This window comes from Rhizobium sp. 22-785-1, from assembly GCF_053521965.1.
Genome location: NZ_JBNWDI010000002.1, coordinates 316,046 through 337,242, shown reverse-complemented (window position 1 = coordinate 337,242; position 21,197 = coordinate 316,046). Strand labels below are relative to the sequence as shown.

The following is a 21,197-nucleotide window of genomic DNA, read 5'->3' as shown; positions in this document are numbered from 1 at the left end:
TTCATGCCTCCCATGATTGCGACGTTTTGGCAGGAACCGAGCTTGCAATGCGGCTCGTTGCTGCCGTGTGGCGATAGAGCGGATTGCCCTTGATCCATAGGACAAGGGCTTCCCAATGAATGGCGCCCATGATTTTCAACGTCATAAGCGGATGGGATAAAAAACATTTGGCGAGCGCGCCATCGGTCAGCGGCCGGCGTTTTCCAGTGAAGGTGGCAAACAGCAAGTCGCCCTCGGTATCGCGTTCATTGATGGCAATACGGACGTCGTCGTTCGGCGGATTGATGCGGAAGTCGTAGGTGCAGTCCATCGGAACGAAGGGGGAGACATACATTTCCTTGTCGCAGGAATGCCGGATTGTTTCAGCATCTGCGCCGGGTGTCGGAATGATGTAGGTATGACGTTCGTGGAAGGTATTGCAGACCTCGTAAAGGATGGCGACCAGCCGATCACCGTCTGCCCTGTCATGGCAGAAATAGACGGTGAGAGGGTTGAAGACATAGCCGAAGATGCGCGGATAGCAGAGCATTTCCACACGCAACGCGTCTGGCGCAATATCGATATTTGCTTCGAAAAGACGCTCGCCGCACCACGCCTTCAGGCGGCCTCTCTCACCAATTCCGTGATCCTTGTCATGAAAGCTGAAGACCGAAAATCGATTGTGAGCAAAGAGCCGCATGGTGGAATCGATCAGGGGAAGCTCGTCGAGATCCAGAAGCAGTGAAAACACTCTGTAGCGCAGGCTGTGTTTTCGCGGGCGGTGGCGCGCATGCACGACATTTCCTGCGTATATGGCGGAGCGCAACGTCATCCGACGTGTTCCTCGACCGAAGAGAGGAAGATGCGACCGGATTCGTTTTCGACCTTCCAGGGCCGTTTGACACCGCCGAGCGCTTCCGCCACGGCAAGGCCGGACTGTATGCCGTCTTCATGGAAACCGCTGCCAAAATGCGCGCCGCAGAACCAGGTATTACGGCGACCTTGTAGCGACCAAAGACTTTTTTGCGCCGCCATTGCCTTGGTGTCGAAGAGCGGGTGGGTGTAGTCGAAAGTCCGGATAACCTTCGACGGTTCGACCGCTCGGGAGGGATTCAGTGTTACGAAAAGCTGCATCGTGGGGTCGATCGGTTGCAGCTTGTTCATCCAATAGGTTACGCAAAGCGATTCCGTGCCGGTAGACCCAGGCTCGCTCAGATAGTTCCAGCTTGACCAGACGGCCCGGCGTTTGGGCATCAGGCGCTCGTCGCTATGCAGTACGGCGGTATTGCGGGTATAGTCGAACGCGCCGAGAAGGATCTGCTCTTCCTCGTCCGCATCGGGAAGCAGCGAAAGCGCGTCGTCTGCATGGGTAGCAATCACAACGTCGTCGAAGATGGAAATTTCACCTGAACGGTCGATGATCTCAACGCCTTCCGGCGTGCGGCGAATGGCCGAGACCGGGCTTGTCAAGCGAACCGTGCCGCGAAACTCCTCTAGAAGGCGGGAGACATATTCCCGGCTACCCCCCTTTACCGTGCGCCATTGAGGGCGACCGGAGATTTGCACGAGGCCATGATTGACGAAAAACCGAATGAAGGCCTGCAGAGGATAGTCGCGCATGTCCTTGGCCGTCATCGACCAGATGGCAGCCCCCATTGGCAGGAGATGGTCATCGACGAAACCGGCTGAGTATTTGTTCCGATCAAGATAGTCGCCAAGGCTCAACCCCTTCAGATTCGGGTCGTCCAAAAGACTTGGCGCAACCTTGTAGAAGCGCGCGATGTCCCGCACCATCTTCCAAAAACGGGGTTTGAGCAGGTTGGATTTTTGGCCGATAAGGCCAGCCAGATCTGAGCCCGAATATTCGAGCCTGCCGCCTCCCAGCGATGCAGCAAACGACATGTCGGACGCCACTGTCGGAACGCCGAGATAGGCAAACAGCGCCACCAGATTGGGGTAGTTTTTCTCGTTGTAGACGATGAAGCCCGTGTCGACGGCAATCGGGGACTGGCCCTGCCGGTTCACATCGACCGTATTGGCGTGGCCACCGGGCCGACCTTCACTTTCGTAAAGTGTTACGTCGCAGGACTTGTCAAGCAGCCATGCCGCCGAGAGACCCGATATACCAGAACCGACGACGGCAACCCTGCGCCGTAGCTGTCCGTCTCTTACGCGTGAGGATATATTCATGACATCCGGGTCTATGTTCTTCATGTCAAACGTTACGCAAAACGGGACTGAGTGGATTTCCCGACTTTGAAAATTTGTCTTCTGTCTTACGCTGAGGTGATCCACCGAAATAAGTGCGCCGTAGTCGCCTACATGACGATAAATGTTTCCATAGCGTCGGCACCATGCCACTATATGAGCAACAATAGGAAGAAGCCTGTTGCTCAGAAAACGCGTGGGAGCGAGGTAAAACCTATTCGCATGGGTGAAACAGTCCAGAGAAATATAGAGGATGAGCTTCCCGATCTGCTGAAGGCAATTGCCTCCGAACGGAGCGTAGAAGCCTTCGAAGCCGTTTTTCGACATTTCGGACCGCGTGTGCGGGTCTACATGCTACGGCAAGTGCGCGATGCGCAGGCCGCTGAGGAACTGATGCAGGAAACGATGATGACGGTCTGGAACAAGGCCGCCCTTTTCGATCCGGCGAGAGGCAACGTCTCCGCCTGGATATTCAGAATAGCCCGAAACCTGAGGATAGACGCGCATCGCCGCGACCGTCGCCCGGAGTTCGATATGAACGACCCGGCCTTCGTCGCCGACGATGCGCCCGCCGCCGATGCGCAGATGGAGCAATGGCAGGATGCCGAACGCTTGCATCGTGCTCTGGCCGACTTGCCGCAGGAGCAACGCGACCTGTTGAAGAGATCCTTCTTCGAAGAGATGTCCCATAGCGTCATTGCCCAGCAACTGAACCTGCCGATTGGAACAGTGAAATCCCGCATCAGGCTTGCTTTTGCCAAATTGCGCGCGGCGTTGGAGGCGCGCATATGAGCGTCAATCATCACATCAGCGACGAGTTGCTGCTCGATTATGCCTCTGGCAGCCTTGCGGAAAGCTGGAGTATCGCGGTAGCGACCCATCTGGCCCTCTGCCCTAAGTGCCGCAAGCGACTTGACGCCATGGAAATGGCAGCGGGCGCGCTCTTGCGTGATGCCGAATCCGCGGGGGAGATTTCCGACGACCAGTGGCGATCGATGAAACACCGGCTAAACGCCGGGCAGGCCGCGACCGCTAACAAAGCTACAGCGTCACGGTCGTCTAGAACTGCTATTCTCCCCGAACCGCTGCGCTCTTATGCAGGCGGCGATATAGACACGTTAAAATGGAAGCCGCTTGGGCCTGGCGCCTATCACTTCCCCATTCCGACGCGCGACGGTGAGGCGCAGGTTCGTCTGCTCAGAATACCTGCTGGCAAGCCGGTACCGGAGCACACGCATGGCGGACGGGAACTGACCGTGGTGCTGTCCGGTTGCTTCCGCGATGGCCAGGACGTTTTTTACCGCGGCGATTTAGAAGAAGCAGACGAGGAACTGACCCATCAGCCGATCGCGGGTGAGGGCGAAGACTGTATCTGCCTAGCTGTTACCGATGCGCCGCTGAAATTCAAGAGTTGGATGGTCAGGCTGGTTCAGCCGGTTCTGGGAATCTAAATCCCATTCGCAAAGAAAGGCCTCCGCATGCAAGTGATCGTAGCCTATATCGCAACGGCCATCGTCTTCTTCGGTTTGGATTTCATTTGGCTGTCTAAACTTGCCGTGGCCTTTTATAAGCGCGAAATCGGCGATCTGATGTTGGAGAAGCCGAATTTCGTCGCGGCGGGCATCTTCTATCTCTTCTATATTGCGGGAATCGTCTATTTCGCCGTTGTACCGTCTTTCAATGGCGGCTCGGTCGCCGCAGCGACACTGTCCGGCGCTATCTTCGGTTTTTTGGCCTATGGCACCTACGACATGACGAACCTGTCCACTCTCAAGGGCTGGACATGGCGTCTTTGCGCGGTGGATATCGTTTGGGGAACATTGCTCACCGGCCTCGCGGCCGCAGCTGGGGCTTGGGCAACACAGATATTCGTCTGATGCCGCCGAAAAGAATGACGGCCCGCGTTGCGCGCCGTCAGATTCTCGACCTTATTTGCGTAGGATCACCCAGATTGCATGGATGATCCCGGGGATGTAACCGCACAAAGTCAGCAGAATGTTCAGCCAGAAATGAAGGCCGAGGCCGACCTGCAGAAAAACGCCGACGGGCGGCAGGATAATGGCGAGCAGAATGCGAATGACGTCCACGATCTAAATCCCATGTCTATGTTGTCCGGCCACTAACGTCGTTGGGAGCCGAATAGTTTCAACCTTATCTTCCGGACACCCTGCTTACACTGTTCACCCTTTTGGAAATTCATCTGCTATCCACGATTGCTGCCGACTATTCGCCAAAAATAGTTTTGCGATGAAATGGATATAGCATTGTTATTTTACGATTTGATAACCAAATGTATCGAACGGTAAGAAAGGGTGTTTATCGCCTCACCATATTCACATTAGCGCCTATGGTAGGATCAATGAAAAAGCCGATAGACAAAGCCGGACTTATCTTCGTCGCTCTCCTGTGCGTTCTGGTAGGTCTCGTCCTCAGCATCGTCCTCTTCGATGACAAGATCCAGATCGCTCCGCAGGTCCAGGACGGGTCATTGATTCCGCGTACGTCTCCTCAGCCAACAGTGAATTGAAGCTGATGTTATCCGCGAAGAGCGAGCAGACCGTCGTTCTGGAACGTCAGTCGAGCCAAAGATGATGGCATGAGCCGCGCGCCTATTGGATCCGTCGCTCAGATCCCATCGAGCGCAACCTCAGGCGAAGCCTGATCGACGCGCTTCTGGAGTGCGACGACCATTGCATGCAGGAATTCCTGGCGACGCGGCTCTTCGGTTGCTGCCAGCACCATCTTCAACCGCACAATGATCTTGTTCATGAACCCGACGTGGTTGAAGCTATCGGCAGCGATATTCACCTCGACCTCGTCCATATAGTGCGACAGGTACGGCTCCAGCTCCAGGTTTTCGTCCATCTGGTAACGATTGGACATCTGCTCTCCAAGCGTCGCCATCTGCGCGTGAGGGCCATATTCGTCGATCATTCAGTCTCCTCTTGTATTGAGAGACTAAGATAGGCGAAGTCCATTGGAAGGACGAGAGGCGAGGAATTCACATCGCGAAAACGTGAAATCAGGTTGATCGTCTGAGCTATCAAACGAGCGATGCAAGAACATCTGGTGTGGATCAGGCTTCAAGGGGTTCCAAAGGGGCAAATTACCTTGCTGGTAAGGCGGCGCATCGCGTTGAACTCTAGTGCACAATCGCGGGGTGAGTGATGTTAATATTTTCTAGGCCAAACTCAGCAGCAGCCACGGAGACAATTAAAGACATGTCCTTGTCCCATTCGTCCAGGTTGTTGGGATGCGGGTCGTCGAGTTGGTCCTCTAAATCAAAAAGGTCGACTAGAGCGCCTCGCAGAACATGGCGGCAGTCGTCGTCATAATCGCACAATGACTGGACAAGATAACAACCAAGTTCATCGTCTTTGTAATTGCGAAAATATTCTCCGGTGAGAAAGATGGCGCTCATCCGTCGTACATCGTCGCTCTTATCTTGCATCCACTCGCGCACTAGCGCTCGGTAAGGGTCAATGAGGCCCAGGTACCGACAAATCGCTTTAAGAGCGTCTTCGGCGTACTCCGTGTTTTCCTCACCTTTCAAATACAAAGACAGAAGAGGGGCGTCGTCTTGAGTTCCGCAAAGGCCAATAACCCAAATCGCTTCAAAGATGCCGCCGTCGCGGTTTCGAAGGATTTCACGAGCGAATTCTACCTCCACTGGGGAAACTTCTCCCAGCTTGAGACCTTTAGCGCGACGTGCCACGTCTTCGATGTCAATTGTGTTCAAATCATTACTGCGACTGAACAGGAACAACAGTAAGGCAACGGCTATCTCATTAACTTCCAAAACTCGAAGCACCACAACCAAACCACCCTTCAGGGCTTTGTGAAGGGCTTCCTACCGAAACGCAAAAGGGGGGCAGAAAGGTGGGTAGAGACGTATCAGATTACCGTATGAGATTGAAGTATAAACGTTTTAGTCCGAGAAATGGTGCCGCTTACGTGACTCGAACACGTGACCCCGTCATTACGAATGACGTGCTCTACCAACTGAGCTAAAGCGGCCTTCGCAGGCGCCGAAAAAATCTTCGGCGCGGCGTATGGCGGGCTGATACAGCGATTGAGGTAGGATTTCAAGCGCCGAATGTCAGCTTGTTGAAAATTTCCCAATCGGATGGCCGTCTCGGCTCAGGATGCGCAAACCCGCTGCTTGGCGGCGGCGTACTCAGCTGCGAAACGGTCGACCAGCGAAGAAACCGGTTCGACGGCCTTCACCGCACCGACGCCCTGTCCTGCACCCCATATGTCCTTCCAGGCTTTCGCGCCCGTGGCAGCGGAGGCGAAGTCCATCTTGGAAGGGTCGGCAACCGGCAGATTGTCGGGGTCGAGCCCGGAGGCGATGATTGAGGCCTTCAGATAGTTGCCGTGGACGCCGGTGAAGTAATTGGAATAGACGATGTCGTTGGCGTGGGCCTCGACGATCGCTTGCTTGTAGGCGTCCGTCGCACGCGCTTCGCGTGTCGCAATAAAGGGGGATCCGATATAGGCCATATCGGCACCCATGGCCTGGGCTGCCAGAATGGAGCCGCCGTTGGCAATTGCGCCTGCCAGAAGCAGCGGACCATCGAACCATTCGCGGATTTCTTGCACCAGTGCGAATGGCGAGAGCGTGCCTGCGTGCCCGCCAGCGCCGGTCGCCACCGCGATCAGACCATCGGCGCCCTTGCGGATTGCCGAATTGGCGTGGCGATTGTTGATCACGTCATGCAACACGATGCCGCCATAGGAATGAATTGCGGCATTCACTTCCGGCACGGCGCCAAGCGATGAGATGACGATAGGCACCTTGTATTTGATGCAAAGGCTAAGGTCATGCTCAAGCCGCTTGTTGGACAGATGCACGATTTGGTTGACCGCAAAAGGTGCCGCCGGGCGGTCTGGGTTTGCGGCATTGTGGGCGGCAAGTTCTTCCGTCAGCATCGCGAGCCACTCGTCCAACTGACTTTCGGGGCGCGCGTTCAGGGCGGGAAATGCACCGACGACTCCCGCCTTGCATTGCGCCAGAGTCAACTCCGGATGAGATATAATGAAGAGCGGCGAGGCAATCACCGGCAGGCGGAGATTGTCCTTGAGAATGGACGGCAGCATGGTTCCTCCCAACGAACGACGATTGCTGATTTACGTTTACGCGCACGTAAGATTTAGCGAAGCGGGAGGCGGTTGAAAAGCGAAAAGAGTGATCGCCGAGGCGAAAGCCATCAAGCCCAACCAGTTGCCGCGGCACGGCGTGCTTTTTCAAAACCTATGCCTTGGCCGCCACAGTGGTGACGTTTTCCCCAAGCCAATTTCTGCTTTGCAGGGCAGGTGGCTTGCGGTTGCGCCTTCTAGTCGTTACCGAATCGTAAACACGGTGGCCGAGGCGTTGATCTTTCGCGATTGGCGAGGAAAAAGGACCGAGAGTGAGCGGACTGGAAACGGCAATCAGAAATGCCCTGGAAAAATCGGATCGGTCGAATGCCGAGGTGCGCGCACGCATCTATCAATCGTCGCGACAGGCGCTCGAAGCAGGCCTGCGCAAGCAGGGCATAGATGACGAGACAGTGGTCGCGCAGCAGCGCCAGCGGCTTGAAACACTCATCCACACCATTGAGACGGAAGAACGCAACCGCCTGTTGGACGTGGTGGAAGATCACGTCCGCAGGGAGGCTCAGCGCTCAGCGCCGCCTCTTGTCGCATCCCCTTCAGTCACTCAACCGGCGTCTGATGGTGCCGCTCCCTCCGTTTCGCCTGCGCGGCGAGACGAGGATGAAAATGAAGGCTATGCCGAGCCCGTAGAGCCACCTGTTCGCGCTGCGCCCCGTCACGCAGCCGCACCCGTACATGACGAGATGAGTGAGTTGCGCGCCGAGCGTTCGGACGAGGCCTCGGATCGCATCACCTCGTCTGCCGGTCCATCTTTCGAAGCGTCTTCGCTTGCCTTCAAACCGGAGCGTGCGGCAAAGGGTCGCCGCAAGAAGGGCATCATCACCCGCCTTTTCATCTGGTTTACACTCCTCGCTTTCATTGGTTTCGGCGGCTGGTGGGTCTATAGCTCTGGCCTATTGCTGAGCCCGGCCGAGAGGGATACCAGCGTTCCGAACCCGCCGCCGTCGGTGGAGGCTGAAGATTTCGATGGGCAGACAAGCCCGCAGGAGCCGACACTATCGGCAGGGCGCGGTTTCTCGGACGCCTGGCAGGAAGTCTATAATGCGGAACGCGGCAATACCGGCCTTCAGCCGGGATCGCTCTCCAAGGTGGCAGATGTCGCGACTGCCGGTGGAAAGGCGGTCCGCGTCACCTCACAGACGGGCGATGCCGATGGCAATATCGCCATCACCGTTCCAGTCGATGTGCTGCGGGAAATGGCAGGCAAGTCTTCGACGATTTCCATTACCCTGCAATCGGGCAGCAATGGCCAGAGCCAGGTGTCGGTATCGTGCAATTTCGGCACGCTCGGCGATTGCTCGCGCCATCGCTTCACAGCGACGCAGGAGCGTGCGGACATGCTGATCAATGTGAACTTCGATCGGACCATGGCACCCAATTCGCCTGGTCAGATTTTCATCAACAGCGATATCGATGGCAGCGCCCGACCGATCAACCTTTATTCGGTGCGCATCCTTCCGGGTCAGTAAAGCGCTGGCACGCCCGTGTATGGATCGCCTCGATAGCGAAGTGAGCGGCCATTGCGGGTACCCCGGCGGGAATGAGCGTATGAAGCCGTCGCTTTTTAAGAGGCGATACTATGCTTGTGCCGAAATTGTCGAAAATCGAATTGATGAAGCGCGTCAAAGTGCGGACCAGATCGACGATCGACATGTAGACCCTATCGCGATCAAACCGCATGTCGAAGTCCGGCAGATCGGTCAAGGCAGATGCAGGCAGATAATGTCGGCTATGCTCGGGGAGAAGATGTTTGTCATACCCATCGTGAAAAAAAAGGCGGAGCAGTGTTTTCCGCTCAACCTTTCTTCATCCGTCAGCGCCTTCGCGTTTATCAATCCACTCCCGGTCACATGCCGGGTGCCGGGCTATTTCAGAAACTTAGGTCCGCTCCCCAAAATCTTGTTGTCGATCTTGCCGATGGCCTGCTCATCCTTTCCGTCATAATCGAGCGAAGTCAGGATATGGCGGATGAGGTTCAGCCGCAGTCTGCGCTTGTCATTGGCGCGGATCACCGTCCACGGCGCATCATCGATATGCGTTTTCTCCAGCATTTCGTCGCGCGCTGCAGTGTAGTCGTCCCACTTGCCCAGGGCGGCAATGTCCATGTCCGATAGCTTCCAGGATTTCAGTGGGCTATGGCGCCTGTCATGGAAGCGGTCCAACTGCGTTTCACGGCCGATATCCAGATAGAACTTGAAAAGATGGATACCCTCATGGACCAGCATCTTTTCCAGCCGAGGGACCTCTTTTAAAAATCGTTTATGTTCCTCGGGTGTGCAGAAGCCCATGACCGGTTCCACGCCGGCACGATTGTACCAAGAGCGGTCAAACAGCACGAACTCACCGGCTGTCGGGAAATGAGCAATGTAGCGCTGGAAGTACCATTGGCCACGCTCGGTCTCGGTCGGCTTGGTCAGCGCCACCACGCGTGCATAGCGTGGGTTGAGATATTCCCGCACCGCCCCGATGGAGCCGCCTTTACCGGCAGCGTCGCGTCCTTCGAAAAGTGCCATGATGCGCTGTCCGGTCGCCTGCTGCCAGAACTGCACCTTGACCAGTTCGATCTGGAGCGCCTCGATCTGGGCATCATACTCTTTCTGGTCGAGCTTCTTCTCGTAGGGATAGTCGCCCGCCGTCAACTTCTTGGACTGGATCCAGTCGGGAAGGATCGGATCGTCGATATCGAAAACCCGTTCCTTGCCGTCGATCGTCAATGTCACGGACCGGTCCTTGACAGTTTCGCTCATGCTCTCTCCCTTTCGCGCACGCATGTTTTGTCTTCACAACTTCAGACTCGTGTCCAACGAATTCAAGAGGCAAGAGATTTTGTCGATGCGTTGCTGTCCACATAAATTTTGCCGGCTACCTCTTGTACAAGGACAGACCGAAGAATCTCTGTCATGAAAGACGATTATCACCATCGGATCGAAAGCGAGACAAGTGGCGAAAACAATCGATGGCAATGGCGGCGTTGGATGGGGAGGATGCTTTGCTTAAACGGATGCGCGGCATGCGAAGAAACTGGCTTTCTCTGGTCGTCGTCACATTGCTGGCGGCGCTGGCGCTTGCCGAATGGCGCTCTCCCTATGTCGTCGTCGCGCTGTGGTTCGCCGCAGTCCTTGCCATCCTTGTCGTCGCTCCGTCCGTTGCAACCAGGAAGGACGAAAAGCAGCGCACAGAGGAAGGTGAACTACGATCCCAGGAGACGATCGACCAAGGTTTGATTGCCGGCGTGCGGGCAGGCCTTGCGGCGCTGGATACACCTGTATTCATCCTCGATCAGAATGCCGGTGTGCTCTTCGAGAATGCCGCTGCCGAACGCGCTTTTGGATTGCTGCCCGTCGGTTCCCACATTTCGGGTCGGTTGCGCTCGCCGGGCCTGCTGGATGTCATTCGCGAAACCATCTCCACCGGACAGCCGAACCAGGTGGAGCATTCCGAAAGGCTGCCCTCCGAGCGCGTCTTCGTCGTGCGCATTGCGCCTGCGGACATGCCGCAGACGGCAGATGCCCCATTTTACATCCTTTCCTTCCGCGATATCTCGGATCTGCGACGCATCGATCGAATGCGCAGCGATTTTGTCGCCAATGCGAGCCACGAGCTGAGAACGCCGCTTGCCTCGCTGCGTGGCTTCATCGAAACCATGCAGGGGCCGGCTCGCAACGATCCGAAAGCGCAGGAGCGCTTTCTCGGTATCATGCTGGATCAAGCCACCCGCATGAGCCGTCTGGTCGACGACCTGATGTCCCTCTCGAGGCTTGAGCTTCGCGCCAATATCGCGCCGGATCAGAGGGTCGATCTCGTTCCCCTTCTTGGTCACGTCCGGGATTCGCTTCTGCCGCTCGCCGGTGAACTGGACGTTGAAATCGAACTACATATGCCCGACCATGCGGTGGAAGTGAACGGTGACCGCGACGAGTTGGTTCAGGTCTTTCAGAACCTAGTCGAGAATGCCTGCAAATATGGTCAGGACGGTAAGGTGGTGGACGTTTTCTTGCGCTACGAGGCGAACAAGCCGGTGGAGGTGAGCGTGGTGGATAAGGGCCCTGGCATCCCGGCCGAACATGTTCCGCGTCTTACCGAGCGTTTTTACCGGGTCAGCGTTGCGGACAGCCGCTCGAAAAAAGGCACGGGCCTTGGCCTCGCCATCGTCAAACATATTCTCACACGTCACCGGGCCCGCCTTATCGTGCGCTCGGAAATTGGCGCCGGCACGGACTTCACTGTGCGTTTTTGACATGTAAACGACGCCTGCTCCAGAAGTCGTAAAGAATAGTGTTTAAAAACAAATACTTGATATGTCATAAATCTTTCACCGAAGTGACATAAAAGCGTGTGGCAAGGCTGGTTATGAAGAGGCCGCCGGGACAGCCCACACGGACTTAAAGGGTCTAGCCTCTTGCCGGCGCAGTTCACGAAAGCCCGAACATGGGCCCCACGACGGGAGAGTCATAATGAACGTCTTTAAATTGTCTGCAGCAGCTCTGGTGGCCTCCGTTGCCTTCGCAGGCGCCGCTTCTGCTCGCGACCAGATCCAGGTTGCTGGTTCCTCCACGGTTCTGCCTTACGCAAAGATCGTTGCTGAAAGCTTCGCCGAAGCTTTCCCGAACTTCAAGGCACCGGTTGTTGAGTCCGGCGGCACGGGCGGTGGTCTCAAGGCTTTCTGCTCCGGCGTGGGCGAAGGCACGATCGACATTGCCAATGCTTCGCGCAAGATCAAAGCCGACGAACTTGCAGCCTGCAAGTCCGCTGGCGTCGCTGACGTTCAGGAAGTGAAGATCGGTTACGATGGTATCGTCTTCGCCATGGACAAGTCCAACAAGGACGTCAAGTTCGAGCCGAAGGACCTGTACCTTGCTCTGGCCGCTGAAGTCGTCAAGGACGGCAAGCTCGTTGCCAACCCCTACACCAAGTGGTCCGAAATCAACAAGGAACTGCCTGACGTAGAGATCGCCGCCTACATCCCTGGCTCCAAGCACGGCACGCGCGAAGTCTTCGAAGAGAAGATCATGGCTGATGGATGCAAGGAAGCTGGCGCGACGGACGCGATCAAGGGTCTGGTCTCCGACGCCAAGCAGGCTGCTGCCAAGTGCGTAGCCATCCGTAAGGACGGCAAGGCTGTCGACATCGATGGCGACTACACCGAGACGCTTGCTCGTATCGATGCCAACAAGTCCGGCGTCGGCGTCTTCGGCCTCGCTTTCTACGACAACAACAAGGACAAGCTGAAGGTTGCGACCGTTGGTGGCGTTGTTCCTTCCACGGAATCCGTTGCTTCCGGCAAGTACCCGGTCTCGCGTCCGCTGTTCTTCTACGTCAAGAAGGCTCACCTCGGCGTCATCCCTGGTCTGAAGGAATATGTTGAGTTCTTCACCTCTGACGAGATGATCGGCCCTGACTCTCCGCTGGCCAACTACGGCCTGGTTTCTGCCCCTGAAGCCGAGCGCAAGGAAATCCGCGCTCAGTTCGAATCCGGCAAGACCATGTAATAGTTCTTGGAAAGCGCAGCGCATGAGCGTTGCGCTTTCCAACTCTTTCTGTTGGCAAGGTCGGTTTGCTGGCCGTCGCTCAGTCCAGAAGGGTTGACAGTTCCTATTTATCGTAAGACCAAGCCGCCGATAAATATGATGTATCAACCCGGAATGCGTGAACTGAATACAGATCCGGCATGGTGCGGTGATCAGCCGCCGGTGCTGCGCTCTTGGTGAAATGATGCCGCATCGTGCCGCGTGGTGCGCCGAGGAAACTCTCCATGAACACATCCATCCTTCTGCTCGTATTGGCGCTGATCGGCATTTCCAGCTATGTGCTGGGCAAGCGCCGTGCCGCGGTGTTGGCGGGCGCACGTTCGTCCAACATGCATTCCCGTTCGGGTTATCACGGCTCCTATGTTTTGATCTGGGCTCTGATCCCTTCTGCGCTGATCCTGGCGCTTTGGCTGGTCGTAAGCCCCCTCGTCATCAATTCGGCAGTCCATGCTAGCTTCCCGGAAGACATCAAGGCACAACCGGAAGCGCAGCAGAGCCTGACCTACGGCATGGTGACGTCGATCGCGCGTGGCTTGAAGCAACTCTCGTCATCTGAGGACGACGCAGTAAAGGCAGATCCGGCCACGGCGCGCACGGTCTTGGCGTCCAAGGGTGTCGCCATCGCCGGCGATCCGCAGCCCTACATGATCGAGGCTGCGGAAAAGCTGAACACGCTGACATCCACCAGCCGTATCGCCATGGCGCTGGTCGTGCTCCTTGCTGCACTCGGCGGCGCATTCCATGCCCTTCGCGCCATCGCACCGCGCTTTCGTGCCCGCAATCGGGTCGAGCAGGTCATTCTCGGCGCGTTGCTGGTGGCCTCTTCAATCGCGATCCTGACGACCATCGGCATCGTCATGTCGATGCTGACGGAAGCGATCCAGTTCTTTCAGATGGTGCCTGCCCACCAGTTCTTCTTCGGCACGGTATGGGACCCACGCTTCGCCGCAGCTGGCTCTACCGATAGCTCCGGTCAGTTCGGCCTTATTCCGCTGCTTGCCGGTACGCTCTATATCGGCTTCGTGGCCATGCTGGTCGCGGTTCCGGTCGGTCTGTTTTCGGCAATCTACATGGCCGAGTATGCAAGCCCGCGTTTGCGCTCTATCGCCAAGCCGCTCCTGGAAGTGCTCGCCGGCATCCCGACGATTGTCTACGGCTTCTTTGCGCTGACGACTGTCGGTCCGTTCCTGCGTGACATCTCTGCTCAAATCAACGGTCTGGCAACCGGCAACTATGCCAGCTTCATCCAGGCACAGAGCGTCATCACTGCCGGCTTCGTCATGGGTATCATGCTGATCCCTTACGTTTCCTCGCTGTCGGATGACATCATCACCGCCGTGCCTCGCTCGCTTCGCGATGGATCGCTGGGCCTTGGTGCCACCCGCTCCGAGACGGTCAAGAAGGTCATTCTGCCGGCCGCTCTTCCAGGCATCGTCGGCGCGATCCTGATGACCGCCTCGCGCGCCATCGGTGAAACCATGATCGTGGTTCTGGCCGCCGGTGTTGCCGCCCGCCTGCAACTTAACCCCTTCGAGCCGATGACAACCGTAACCGTCAAGATCGTCAGCCAGCTGACGGGCGACCTTGAGTTCACCTCGCCGCAGACGCTCGTTGCCTTCGCGCTTGGCATCACGCTGTTTGCGATCACGCTTTGCCTCAATATCTACGCGCTCTACATCGTGCGCAAATACCGGGAGCAGTACGAATGACCGACGTCGTTACTCAGGGCGTTTCCGTCCCCGCCGCAACGAAGAAGGTCCGTCGCGATATCGGCATCAAGCGCCGTTATGCCGCAGAGCGCCGCTTCCGCACCTATGGTGTCGCTGCGATCTCCTTCGGCCTGTTGTTTCTCTTCCTGCTTCTCTGGTCCGTCATCGGCAAGGGCTACACCGCCTTTCAGCAGACGATGATCACGATCCCGGTCGAGTTCTCGCAACAGATCATCGATCCGGACAATGTCCGTGCTCAGAACCCGACCAAGCTGATGACGGCGAATTATCCGGTTGTGGCCCGCAACTCGCTTGCCAAGGTACTCGGCGTTTCGCTGGAAGACCGTACGGCGTTGCGCGCCGTCAACGCGCTTATCTCTGACAGCGTCCGCACCCAGCTTCGCGATATCGTCACCTCCGACCCGAACGTGATCGGTACGACGCGCACCGTTTCTCTTCTGGCATCGGGTGATGTCGACAGTGCTTTCAAGGGCCAGGTCGATATGACTGGCGAGGAGCAGAACCGCCGCATCTCCGACCAGCAGGTCGGCTGGATGAACCAGTTGGTGGAAAAGGGCGCGTTGGAAAAGAAGTTCAACACCGGTATCTTCTTCAACGGCGCGTCCAGCCGCCCTGAGGCATCCGGTGTCGGCGTTGCACTCATCGGCTCCTTCTACATGATGCTGATCGTTCTGGTGCTGTCGCTGCCGATTGGCGTTGCAGCCTCCATCTACCTGGAAGAGTTTGCGCCGAAGAACCGCCTGACGGACCTTATCGAGGTCAACATCAACAATCTGGCGGCGGTACCCTCTATCGTTTACGGTCTGCTCGGTCTTTCGGTGTTCATCAACTTCATGGGCTTCCCGCGCTCGGCTTCGCTCGTCGGCGGTCTGGTGCTCACATTGATGACGCTGCCCACGATCATTATCGCGACGCGTGCAGCCTTGAAGGCCGTGCCGCCGTCTATCCGCGCAGCCGCACTCGGTCTTGGCGCATCGAAGATGCAGACCATCTTCCACCACGTGCTGCCTCTCGCCATGCCCGGCATCCTGACCGGTACCATCATCGGTCTCGCACACGCCCTTGGCGAAACAGCTCCACTGCTTCTCATCGGCATGGTGGCCTTCGTCGCCAACTACCCGACGACGCCGCTCGATCCTGCAACAGCGCTGCCGGTTCAGATCTACATGTGGGCAAACGAAGCCGAACGCGCCTTTGTCGAGAGAACGTCTGGCGCTATCATCATCCTGCTTATGTTCCTCCTTGTGATGAATGTGGGCGCAATCCTCCTGCGTCGCCGCTTCGAGCGTCGCTGGTAAAAGCATTTTGAGAAAAGTGGATACCGGGTTTCCGTCTGAAAATGCGAAGAACCAAGGGAGAACGGAACAATGAACATGTTGTCGGAAGCAGCAGTTGAAAAGGCGCTGGACAAGAAAATGAATGAAGTTTCCTATAAGATGATCGGCAAGGACGTCTCCGTCTACTACGGCGAGAAGCGCGCCCTTTACGATGTGAACCTCAATGTTCGCGAAAACACCGTAACGGCACTCATCGGCCCATCCGGTTGTGGCAAGTCCACCTTCCTGCGCACATTGAACCGCATGAACGACACCATCGACGGTTGCCGCGTGACCGGCCAGATCACGCTCGACGGTGAAGACATCTACGATCCTGCAATCGACGTCGTCGAGCTTCGCGCGCGTGTGGGCATGGTGTTCCAGAAGCCGAACCCGTTCCCGAAGTCGATCTACGAAAACATCGCCTACGGCCCGCGCATCCATGGTCTTGCCCGCAACAAGGCGGATATGGATCAGATCGTCGAGTCTAGCTTGCAGAAGGCAGGTCTCTGGAACGAAGCCAAGGACCGCTTGCATGAGTCCGGTACCGGTCTTTCCGGTGGTCAGCAGCAGCGCCTGTGCATCGCGCGTGCTGTTGCCGTTTCGCCGGAAGTCATCCTGATGGATGAGCCCTGCTCGGCGCTCGACCCGATCGCGACTGCCAAGGTCGAGGAACTGATCCACGAGCTTCGCGCCAACTACACCATCGTCATCGTGACCCACTCGATGCAGCAGGCCGCTCGCGTGTCCCAGCGCACCGCCATGTTCCACCTCGGTCATCTGGTCGAGGAGAACGATACGGACAAGATGTTCACCAACCCGGATGACCAGCGTACCCAGGACTATATCATGGGTCGTTTCGGCTGATCCTGCTGTTGCCCGCGCATCCCACCGCGCCTGTCGCTTGAGCCAACAAAAGGCTTGCGACAGGGCGTTTCGAAACTGGAGATTACGACTATGCCGACACATTCCCACATCATGTCAGCCTATGACGAGGAGCTGAAGTTCCTCAGCCGCCGGATCGCCGAAATGGGCGGACTGGCCGAGCAGATGTGCGCCGACGCCGTGCGCGCGCTCGTCAATTCCGATGCGGCCTTGGCGCAGAAGGTCATCTCCGACGATACGATCCTCGATCACGCCGAGCGTGAAATCGGCGACAAGGCGATCGTGACGATCGCGAAGCGTCAGCCGATGGCCGCAGACCTGCGCGAAATCATCGGTTCGCTGCGCATCGCCGCAGACCTCGAGCGCGTCGGCGATCTGGGCAAGAACACCGCCAAGCGCGTCATTGCAGTGGCAGGCACCGGCGTTCCGCGTAAACTGGCGCGTGGCCTGGAGCACCTTTCGGAACTGGCGCTGGTTCAGCTGAAGGAAGTGCTGGACGTCTACTCCACGCGTTCGGCGGAAAAGGCCCAGGCCATCCGCGAGCGCGATGAAGAGATCGACGCCATGTACACCTCGCTCTTCCGCGAGCTTCTGACCTACATGATGGAAGATCCGCGCAACATCACCACCTGCACGCATCTTCTGTTCTGCGCCAAGAACATCGAGCGTGTAGGCGACCACGCGACCAACATTGCCGAGACCATCTACTACATGACCACCGGCAGCCAGCCTGCAGGTGAGCGTCCGAAGGACGATAGTTCCAACACGCTCGGCGCTGTGACCGAGTAAGCGGCAGATAGGATCTGGAGCCATGGTGCCGAAAATCGCCGTTGTCGAAGATGAGGAGGCGCTGAGCGTCCTCCTGCGTTACAATCTCGAATCCGAAGGCTATGACGTCGACACTATTCCGCGTGGCGACGAGGCGGAAATCCGCCTCCAGGAGCGCACGCCGGATCTTCTCATCCTTGACTGGATGTTGCCGGGCGTCTCCGGCATCGAGCTTTGCCGTCGCCTGCGTATGCGGCCCGAAACCGAGCGTCTGCCGATCATCATGCTGACGGCACGCGGCGAGGAAAGCGAACGGGTGCGCGGTCTGGCAACGGGCGCTGACGATTACGTCGTCAAGCCCTTTTCCACGCCAGAGCTGATGGCACGCGTCAAGGCGATGTTGCGCCGCGCCAAGCCCGAGGTTCTATCCTCCGTGCTGAAATGCGGCGATATTGAACTCGATCGCGAGACGCACCGCGTTCACCGCAAGAGCCGCGAAGTCCGCCTTGGGCCGACCGAGTTCCGTCTGTTGGAGTTCCTGATGACGTCGCCGGGACGCGTCTTCTCCAGATCTCAGCTTCTCGATGGCGTCTGGGGACATGACATCTACGTGGATGAACGCACGGTAGACGTCCATGTCGGTCGCCTGCGCAAGGCACTGAACTTCTCAAGCATGCAGGATGTGATCCGTACCGTTCGCGGTGCCGGATATTCCATGGAAGCCTGATTGCCTTAGGGAGCGCTTTCTATCATGGCTAGCGCTCCGATTTTCTGACGCAGCAGCCTCCAGCATATGGCTACGAGGCGTCAGATCTTGAGGTAGGAAGGGGATAGCGCGCGGCGTCTATTTCGTCCTGCGATAGCGGGCTGCGTTCCAGCACCTCCTCATAGTGGGCTCTGGTTCGAGCGCCATAACTCTCCTTGATGTCGTTCATCAGCTCGATTTCCTGATACATCCAGTTCCAGCGCGAGTAGCGCTCAGGATCGCCAGAGCGACCGGCTTGCTTTTGCCGAAACTCAAGCTCTCGATCGCGCACCAACGCGCTCGAGACGATCGACATCAGTTGGAACGCGGCATCGTCCATGTCGTTCGCCTCGCGCCGCCAATACTCCTCGCCACGCTCTTCGCAGATCAGCCAGTAGCGACCCCGTCGCCATTCGACATATACCGTCCCGTCGCCGCGTGCGCGGCGCGGGATCGGAGGGAAGGGCGTTTTGACCACCTTCGTCCATAGGACCGAGATATAGTCGTAGAGCGTGTCGATCGCGTTCATGGTGGTAGTCTGCGCATGATCGCTGCTGCAGGCAAGTCTGGACCAATTGGATCGAGGAAACGCTTGAAGGAACGCACAAAAAAAGCGGGCCGAAGCCCGCTTTTCGAAATGGTCTTGAAACTGAGCCTTACGCCTTACGGCGTTCGCTCACCGGCTGGTAAGCCATTTTCGCGTGGAACTTGCAATAAGGCGACGCTTCAGCTGCTTCGCAGCCACAGAAGTGGAAGTCGTCCTTGAGCGGGTCACCGACGGGCCACTTGCAGGTACGTTCGGTCAGCTCCGTCAGTGTCAGGCGACGCGAGATCGGGATGACGACATTGTTGGAAGAGCGGACATATTCCATGGGCTCGACCGCGTCGATCTCCATGTCTTCCTTGAACGCGAGAGCGCCAGTGGTGCGTGCAGGTGCAGGACGGCTCGTTGCGACACGGGCCGGAGCAGCCGTGTAGCTTGCTGGGCGCGGCGCTGCTGCAGGACGCTTAGGCGCAGGGCGCGACGTGGCGACCGTGCCGCCAGCCTTGGCGCGACCTGGCAGGTTCAGGCGGTGAACCTTGCCGATGACGGCATTGCGGCTCACACCGCCCAGTTGTGCTGCGATCTGGCTTGCGCTAAGCCCTTCGGACCATAATCTCTTGAGTTTTTCTACTCGTTCGTCCGTCCAGTTCATGCCGCTTCTCCGCTCGTCGCGTTGTTTCGGGCAGAATCCACCTACGATGCCGTGGAGTGAACCACGCGCAGGCCATTTGCCAGATTGTAGGTGACTAGTTCCGCCGCATTGCAGTCTAGTAATTGACGGTTAACCTAATCGTCGGTTGACTCCGTGACAAGAGTCGCAGGAATCATCTGGAATCGATTTTCCGGTTTTCCCCAACTTGCTTCCCGTGTGAGTCAGAAAGGCAACAGTTGGTGGTTGCTGGAAGCTTGCCTACCAAGGCTTGTAAATGCCCGAAAGTGCCGAGATTTGTTGACATTAGGTGGGGAAGTGACAATAGTGACCTCGCAATGAAGACAGCATGCAAGCCGCCGCGAGGCGGCATTTTTGATTTTCAGGGCAGGGATAACCCGCTAGCCCTATTGACAGTCGTCTGTCCCGACTTGACGTAAGGAGTGATGTCGCCATGGCCGAAACTGCCCCCAAATCCGGGCCGTTGTTCGATACGTTTTCCAGAGCCCCCTTACGCTTCGAACGAGGCGAGGGCGTTTGGCTGATCACGGAAACCGGCGAGCGATATCTCGATTTCGGTGCGGGCGTCGCCGTGACCTCCGTCGGCCACAGCCATCCCCATATGGTTGAATCTCTGAAGGCGCAGGTAGAGAAGGTCTGGCACCTGTCCAACCTTTATGAGGTTGCAGGTCAGGAAGTGCTGGCCAAGCGGCTGACCGATGCGACTTTTGCCGACAAGGTGTTCTTCACCAACTCAGGCGCCGAAGCGCTGGAATGCGCCATCAAGACCGCACGCCGTTATCAATACACCCACGGCCACCCGGAAAAATTCCGCATCATCACCTTTGAAGGCGCGTTTCATGGCCGCACGCTTGCCACCATCGCGGCTGGCGGCCAGGCCAAATATCTGGAGGGTTTCGGCCCCAAGGTCGAGGGTTTCGATCAGGTGCCGTTCGGTGATCTCGACGCGCTCAAAGCTGCTATCGTGCCTGAAACGGCAGCCCTTTTGATCGAGCCGATCCAGGGTGAGGGCGGTATCCGCGTCGTCGCGCCTGAGTTCCTGCGTACGCTGCGGGCGCTTTGCGAAGAGCACGGCCTCTTGTTGATCTTCGACGAAGTGCAGACTGGCGTTGGCCGTACCGGCAAGTTTTTTGCGCATGAATGGTCCGGCGTCACGCCCGACATCATGGCGGTTGCCAAGGGCATCGGCGGCGGCTTCCCTTTCGGCGCTTGCCTGGCAACGGCAGACGCCGCATCCGGCATGACCGCCGGCTCGCACGGGACGACCTATGGCGGCAACCCGCTGGCCATGGCCGCTGGCAATGCCGTGCTTGATATCGTTCTGGCTGAAGGCTTTATCCAGCACGTGCGCGACGTGGCGCTCGTCTTCCGCCAAGGATTGGCTTCGTTGAAGGATCGCTATCCGGATGTCATCGAGGAAATCCGTGGCGAAGGTCTTCTGCTTGGTATCAAGGCGCGGATTCCTTCCGGCGATCTGCTTCAGGCAATGCGCGCAGAACATCTTCTTGGTGTGCCGGCGGGCGATAACGTCATCCGCCTGTTGCCGCCGCTGGTCGTCACCGCTGAAGAAGCGCGTGACGGGCTTGCGCGCATCGAGAAGGCCGCTGAAGCACTTACCACCAAACTGGCAAAGAGCGCCTGACACAAGGCGCATCGAGGGCCGGCGT

At 57.5% G+C, this 21,197-nt stretch carries 22 protein-coding genes and 1 tRNA gene; 13 read left to right on the top strand and 10 right to left on the bottom strand.

What is annotated here, in order from left to right:
- Position 1 precedes the first annotated feature (1 nt).
- A complete protein-coding gene (locus ACQZ5M_RS06345) occupies positions 2-811 on the bottom strand; it encodes a DUF1365 domain-containing protein (RefSeq protein ID WP_296075427.1) in 810 nt (269 codons plus the stop codon).
- On the bottom strand, positions 808-2,193 hold the full coding sequence (locus tag ACQZ5M_RS06340; RefSeq protein ID WP_296075424.1) for an NAD(P)/FAD-dependent oxidoreductase: 1,386 nt from the start codon (positions 2,191-2,193) through the stop codon (positions 808-810). The genes ACQZ5M_RS06345 and ACQZ5M_RS06340 overlap by 4 nt, the downstream gene beginning before the upstream one ends.
- A 216-nt stretch (positions 2,194-2,409) precedes the next feature.
- On the opposite strand from ACQZ5M_RS06340, the gene ACQZ5M_RS06335 reads away from it, so the two are divergent.
- The 3 genes from ACQZ5M_RS06335 to ACQZ5M_RS06325 are packed head-to-tail and all read left to right on the top strand — an operon-like array spanning position 2,410 to position 4,064.
- Entirely contained in the window at positions 2,410-2,979 is a 570-nt protein-coding gene (locus ACQZ5M_RS06335) for a sigma-70 family RNA polymerase sigma factor (RefSeq protein WP_296016964.1), read from the top strand.
- Entirely contained in the window at positions 2,976-3,638 is a 663-nt protein-coding gene (locus ACQZ5M_RS06330) for a ChrR family anti-sigma-E factor (RefSeq protein ID WP_296075422.1), read from the top strand. Before ACQZ5M_RS06335 ends, ACQZ5M_RS06330 begins: the two co-directional genes overlap by 4 nt.
- 27 nt (positions 3,639-3,665) lie before the next feature.
- Positions 3,666-4,064 (top strand): DUF2177 family protein, encoded by a 399-nt coding sequence (locus ACQZ5M_RS06325; RefSeq protein ID WP_296075420.1) that lies wholly within the window; start codon positions 3,666-3,668, stop codon positions 4,062-4,064.
- 51 nt (positions 4,065-4,115) lie between these two features.
- Here the strand turns inward: ACQZ5M_RS06325 and ACQZ5M_RS06320 are convergent, their stop codons facing one another.
- Positions 4,116-4,274 (bottom strand): YqaE/Pmp3 family membrane protein, encoded by a 159-nt coding sequence (locus ACQZ5M_RS06320; RefSeq protein ID WP_112508387.1) that lies wholly within the window; start codon positions 4,272-4,274, stop codon positions 4,116-4,118.
- A 272-nt stretch (positions 4,275-4,546) separates the two neighbouring features.
- Here ACQZ5M_RS06320 and ACQZ5M_RS06315 point away from each other — a divergent pair, with 272 nt between their 5' ends.
- Entirely contained in the window at positions 4,547-4,714 is a 168-nt protein-coding gene (locus ACQZ5M_RS06315; protein ID WP_296075417.1) for a hypothetical protein, read from the top strand.
- A 98-nt stretch (positions 4,715-4,812) separates the two neighbouring features.
- Here ACQZ5M_RS06315 and ACQZ5M_RS06310 read toward each other — a convergent pair whose 3' ends face one another.
- The 4 genes from ACQZ5M_RS06310 to ACQZ5M_RS06295 form a co-directional block, all read right to left on the bottom strand.
- Positions 4,813-5,121, bottom strand: a complete 309-nt coding sequence (locus ACQZ5M_RS06310; RefSeq protein ID WP_296075416.1) for a hypothetical protein — start codon at positions 5,119-5,121, stop codon at positions 4,813-4,815.
- Positions 5,122-5,329: 208 nt separating this feature from the next.
- Positions 5,330-6,007: a hypothetical protein gene (locus ACQZ5M_RS06305; protein WP_296075412.1), complete on the bottom strand. Its 678-nt coding sequence runs from the start codon at positions 6,005-6,007 to the stop codon at positions 5,330-5,332.
- Positions 6,008-6,128: 121 nt separating this feature from the next.
- A tRNA-Thr gene (locus ACQZ5M_RS06300) sits at positions 6,129-6,204 on the bottom strand.
- Positions 6,205-6,327: 123 nt separating this feature from the next.
- On the bottom strand, positions 6,328-7,287 hold the full coding sequence (locus tag ACQZ5M_RS06295; RefSeq protein WP_296075410.1) for an NAD(P)H-dependent flavin oxidoreductase: 960 nt from the start codon (positions 7,285-7,287) through the stop codon (positions 6,328-6,330).
- Positions 7,288-7,598: 311 nt separating this feature from the next.
- Here ACQZ5M_RS06295 and ACQZ5M_RS06290 point away from each other — a divergent pair, with 311 nt between their 5' ends.
- Positions 7,599-8,813, top strand: a complete 1,215-nt coding sequence (locus tag ACQZ5M_RS06290) for a hypothetical protein (RefSeq protein ID WP_296075407.1) — start codon at positions 7,599-7,601, stop codon at positions 8,811-8,813.
- Between the two features lie 396 nt (positions 8,814-9,209).
- Here the strand turns inward: ACQZ5M_RS06290 and ppk2 are convergent, their stop codons facing one another.
- A complete protein-coding gene (gene ppk2, locus ACQZ5M_RS06285; protein ID WP_296075403.1) occupies positions 9,210-10,091 on the bottom strand; it encodes a polyphosphate kinase 2 in 882 nt (293 codons plus the stop codon).
- Between the two features lie 263 nt (positions 10,092-10,354).
- Between ppk2 and phoR the strand changes: the two genes are divergently transcribed.
- The 7 genes from phoR to phoB all read left to right on the top strand — a co-directional run bounded on the left by phoR (position 10,355) and on the right by phoB (position 18,298).
- On the top strand, positions 10,355-11,581 hold the full coding sequence (phoR, locus tag ACQZ5M_RS06280; protein WP_449079272.1) for a phosphate regulon sensor histidine kinase PhoR: 1,227 nt from the start codon (positions 10,355-10,357) through the stop codon (positions 11,579-11,581).
- 217 nt (positions 11,582-11,798) lie between these two features.
- The gene (locus tag ACQZ5M_RS06275; RefSeq protein WP_296075401.1) at positions 11,799-12,833 is read left to right on the top strand and encodes a substrate-binding domain-containing protein; all 1,035 of its coding nucleotides are present in this window, start codon (positions 11,799-11,801) and stop codon (positions 12,831-12,833) included.
- Between the two features lie 263 nt (positions 12,834-13,096).
- The gene (gene pstC, locus ACQZ5M_RS06270) at positions 13,097-14,581 is read left to right on the top strand and encodes a phosphate ABC transporter permease subunit PstC (RefSeq protein WP_296075397.1); all 1,485 of its coding nucleotides are present in this window, start codon (positions 13,097-13,099) and stop codon (positions 14,579-14,581) included.
- The gene (gene pstA, locus ACQZ5M_RS06265) at positions 14,578-15,900 is read left to right on the top strand and encodes a phosphate ABC transporter permease PstA (RefSeq protein WP_296075394.1); all 1,323 of its coding nucleotides are present in this window, start codon (positions 14,578-14,580) and stop codon (positions 15,898-15,900) included. The genes pstC and pstA overlap by 4 nt, the downstream gene beginning before the upstream one ends.
- Positions 15,901-15,969: 69 nt before the next feature.
- Entirely contained in the window at positions 15,970-16,785 is an 816-nt protein-coding gene (gene pstB / locus ACQZ5M_RS06260; RefSeq protein WP_296016992.1) for a phosphate ABC transporter ATP-binding protein PstB, read from the top strand.
- Positions 16,786-16,875: 90 nt separating this feature from the next.
- Positions 16,876-17,592 carry a phosphate signaling complex protein PhoU gene (gene phoU, locus ACQZ5M_RS06255; protein WP_174062010.1) on the top strand — a complete coding sequence of 239 codons (717 nt, stop codon included), beginning with the start codon at positions 16,876-16,878 and terminating at the stop codon, positions 17,590-17,592.
- 22 nt (positions 17,593-17,614) lie between these two features.
- Complete coding sequence (phoB, locus tag ACQZ5M_RS06250; RefSeq protein WP_027676016.1) at positions 17,615-18,298, top strand: phosphate regulon transcriptional regulator PhoB; 684 nt, start codon at positions 17,615-17,617, stop codon at positions 18,296-18,298.
- Between the two features lie 70 nt (positions 18,299-18,368).
- Here phoB and ACQZ5M_RS06245 read toward each other — a convergent pair whose 3' ends face one another.
- Positions 18,369-18,845, bottom strand: coding sequence for a hypothetical protein (locus ACQZ5M_RS06245; protein WP_296075391.1), 477 nt, complete (start codon positions 18,843-18,845; stop codon positions 18,369-18,371).
- 127 nt (positions 18,846-18,972) lie between these two features.
- Entirely contained in the window at positions 18,973-19,512 is a 540-nt protein-coding gene (locus ACQZ5M_RS06240) for a GcrA family cell cycle regulator (protein ID WP_296035298.1), read from the bottom strand.
- Between the two features lie 451 nt (positions 19,513-19,963).
- Here ACQZ5M_RS06240 and ACQZ5M_RS06235 point away from each other — a divergent pair, with 451 nt between their 5' ends.
- Positions 19,964-21,172: an aspartate aminotransferase family protein gene (locus ACQZ5M_RS06235; RefSeq protein WP_296075389.1), complete on the top strand. Its 1,209-nt coding sequence runs from the start codon at positions 19,964-19,966 to the stop codon at positions 21,170-21,172.
- Positions 21,173-21,197 lie beyond the last annotated feature (25 nt).